The sequence below is a fragment of the Roseburia sp. MSJ-14 genome (genome assembly GCF_018918225.1).
In the GTDB taxonomy this organism is placed as follows: Bacteria; Bacillota; Clostridia; order Lachnospirales; family Lachnospiraceae; genus Petralouisia.
Window position 1 is genome coordinate 1 of the sequence record NZ_JAHLQD010000040.1, and the last position, 3,516, is coordinate 3,516.

Annotated in this window: 2 tRNA genes and 3 rRNA genes; all 5 read left to right on the forward strand. The window is 47.8% G+C overall.

The features are described 5' to 3' along the window. Positions 1 to 669: ribosomal RNA gene (locus KQI83_RS12630) — 16S ribosomal RNA — on the forward strand; the annotation flags it as partial. Positions 670 to 738: 69 nt separating this feature from the next. Continuing rightward, positions 739 to 857 (forward strand): 5S ribosomal RNA (rrf, locus tag KQI83_RS12635). A gap of 7 nt (positions 858 to 864) precedes the next feature. Next, positions 865 to 938 (forward strand) — tRNA-Ile (locus KQI83_RS12640). A gap of 28 nt (positions 939 to 966) precedes the next feature. Beyond that, positions 967 to 1,039: transfer RNA gene (locus KQI83_RS12645), tRNA-Ala, on the forward strand. A gap of 340 nt (positions 1,040 to 1,379) precedes the next feature. Beyond that, positions 1,380 to 3,516: ribosomal RNA gene (locus tag KQI83_RS12650) — 23S ribosomal RNA — on the forward strand; the annotation flags it as partial.

A 3,516-nucleotide genomic window follows, 5' to 3' on the forward strand; every position in this document is an offset into this window, starting at 1 on the left:
GTATTCCACCTGGGGAGTACGTTCGCAAGAATGAAACTCAAAGGAATTGACGGGGACCCGCACAAGCGGTGGAGCATGTGGTTTAATTCGAAGCAACGCGAAGAACCTTACCAAATCTTGACATCCGGATGACCGGTCCTTAACCGGGCCTTCCCTTCGGGGCATCCGAGACAGGTGGTGCATGGTTGTCGTCAGCTCGTGTCGTGAGATGTTGGGTTAAGTCCCGCAACGAGCGCAACCCCTATCCCCAGTAGCCAGCAGTTCGGCTGGGCACTCTGAGGAGACTGCCAGGGATAACCTGGAGGAAGGCGGGGATGACGTCAAATCATCATGCCCCTTACGAGCAGGGCTACACACGTGCTACAATGGCGTAAACAAAGGGAAGCGACCCTGTGAAGGTGAGCAAATCTCAAAAATAACGTCTCAGTTCGGATCGAAGTCTGCAACTCGACTTCGTGAAGTTGGAATCGCTAGTAATCGCGAATCAGAATGTCGCGGTGAATACGTTCCCGGGTCTTGTACACACCGCCCGTCACACCATGGGAGTCGGATATGCCCGAAGTCAGTGACCCAACCTTTTGGAGGGAGCTGCCGAAGGTGGAGCCGATAACTGGGGTGAAGTCGTAACAAGGTAGCCGTATCGGAAGGTGCGGCTGGATCACCTCCTTTCTAAGGAAAAGAGTAAGGGAGATTGCTGTTTGGTTATGAATGTTCTTTGAACATTCTATTTTTAACACTTCCGGTGGCGATGCGTTTAGGGGTCACACCCGTTATACATCCCGAACACGATGGTTAAGCCTTAAGCGGCCGATGATACTATGCTGGAGACGGCATGGGAAAGCAGGTGGCTGCCAGATTGAAAATGGGCTTATAGCTCAGCCGGTTAGAGCGCACGCCTGATAAGCGTGAGGTCGGTGGTTCGAGTCCACTTAAGCCCAGTTGATAATTAAATATATTATCCTAAATGGGGGCGTAGCTCAGTTGGGAGAGCACCTGCCTTGCAAGCAGGGGGTCAAGAGTTCGAATCTCATCGTCTCCACTAACTTCTATTTTTAATAGAAGTTTCATCATTTTTTGATGGTTGTACATTGAAAACTACATACTGAAAAGAATGTTTATATTTTTATGAACATGCCAAATTTCAAAAGACATCCGAGGCATATCATATAGATTTCATGGCTATATGATATGAACTTAAATTTATGAAACGTAGGTATAAAACTTATGATTTCACCAGGAGAAGTTGAATAAGATGAAATTTTTTCTTCTATATATAGAAGAAGGTCAATTAAATCTTAAACAATGTAAACACTGAGTTAATAACTCAACTACCAGCAACTTCGACGCTACGAAGTTGTAGATACTTTAAAGTATCGTATGGTTAAGCGTAAAAGAGCGCAGGGTGGATGCCTTGGCACTAAGAGCCGATGAAAGACGTGATAAGCTGCGAAAAGCTACGGGTAGGAGCAAATATCCATCGATCCGTAGATTTCTGAATGGGGAAACCTGGCTGGAAGAACTCCAGTCACTGCATAGTGAATACATAGCTATGTAGAGGGAACCCGGTGAACTGAAACATCTAAGTAGCCGGAGGAAGAGAAAGAAACATCGATTTCCAAAGTAGCGGCGAGCGAAATGGAAAGAGCCCAAACCATGTTGCGTGCAATATGGGGTTTGGACTGCAACGTGTATCTTAGAGGATAGAAGAACGGTATTGGGAAATCCGACCATAGAGGGTGAAAGTCCCGTAATCGAAATCTAATAAGAGCTAGCAGTATCCAGAGTAGGACGAGACACGTGGAACCTTGTCTGAACACGGGAGGACCACCTCCCAAGGCTAAATACTACTTAGTGACCGATAGCGCATAGTACTGTGAAGGAACGGTGAAAAGAACCCCGGGAGGGGAGTGAAAGAGAACCTGAAACCCTGTGTTTACAAACTGTGGAACACCCTTATGTGGTGAACCGCGTACTTTTTGTAGAACGGTCCGGCGAGTTACGCTCACTGGCAAGGTTAAGGACTAAAGGTCTGTAGCCGAAGGGAAACCAAGTCTTAATAGGGCGAAATAGTCAGTGGGAGTAGACCCGAAACCGGGTGACCTACCCATGTCCAGGATGAAGTTGCCGTAAAAGGCAATGGAGGTCCGAACACACATCCGTTGAAAAGGGTGGTGATGAGGTGTGGGTAGCGGAGAAATTCCAATCGAACCCGGAGATAGCTGGTTCTCCTCGAAATAGCTTTAGGGCTAGCCTCAATTTAGTCTTGCGGAGGTAGAGCACTGAATAATCAAGGGGGCGTCAAAGCTTACCGAAATTTATCAAACTCCGAATGCCGTTAAGATGATGATTGGGAGTCAGACTGCACGAGATAAGTTGGGTAGTCGAGAGGGAAAGAGCCCAGACCTCCAGCTAAGGTCCCAAAGTGAGTGTTAAGTGGAAAAGGATGTGGGAATTCGAAGACAACTAGGATGTTGGCTTAGAAGCAGCCATTCATTCAAAGAGTGCGTAATAGCTCACTAGTCGAGAGTTCCTGCGCCGAAAATGTCCGGGGCTAAACACTACACCGAAGCTGAGGAATGATTTTTCATTGGTAGAGGAGCATTCTTAGCGCGACGAAGCTGTACCGTAAGGAGCAGTGGAGTTCTAAGAAGAGAGAATGCCGGAATGAGTAGCGAGAGTAAGGTGAGAATCCTTACGGCCGAATATCTAAGGTTTCCAGGGTAAAGCTGATCTGCCCTGGGTAAGTCGGGACCTAAGGCGAGGTCGAAAGACGTAGTCGATGGATAACAGGTTGAAATTCCTGTACTACAATGTATCAGAACTGTGGGGACGCAGATAGAGAGCCTGAGCCTGGAATGGAAAAACAGGTGCAAGCGAGGTAGGAGTGTGGTAGGCAAATCCGCCACACAATCTGAAGACGTGATGCGGAGAGAAACTAATAAGTATCGAAGCAGGTGAGCTAGCTGCCAGGAAAAGCCGCTATTGTGTACATTGTACCCGTACCGTAAACCGACACAGGTGGATGAGGAGAGAATCCTAAGGCCGACGGAAGAAGCATTGTTAAGGAACTCGGCAAAATGGCCCCGTAACTTCGGGATAAGGGGTGCCTGTTTTTAACAGGCCGCAGAGAATTGGCCCAAGCAACTGTTTAGCAAAAACACAGGTCTATGCGAAACCGTAAGGTGATGTATATGGGCTGACGCCTGCCCGGTGCTGGAAGGTTAAGAGGAGAGGTTAGCTTATTGCGAAGCTTTGAATTCAAGCCCCAGTAAACGGCGGCCGTAACTATAACGGTCCTAAGGTAGCGAAATTCCTTGTCGGGTAAGTTCCGACCCGCACGAAAGGCGTAATGATTTGGGCGCTGTCTCAACAATGCATCCGGTGAAATTGAAATACCAGTAAAGATGCTGGTTACCTGCGCCAGGACGGAAAGACCCCATGGAGCTTTACTCTAGCTTGATACTGGGATTCGATATTGTATGTACAGGATAGGTGGGAGACTTGGAAGCACGGACG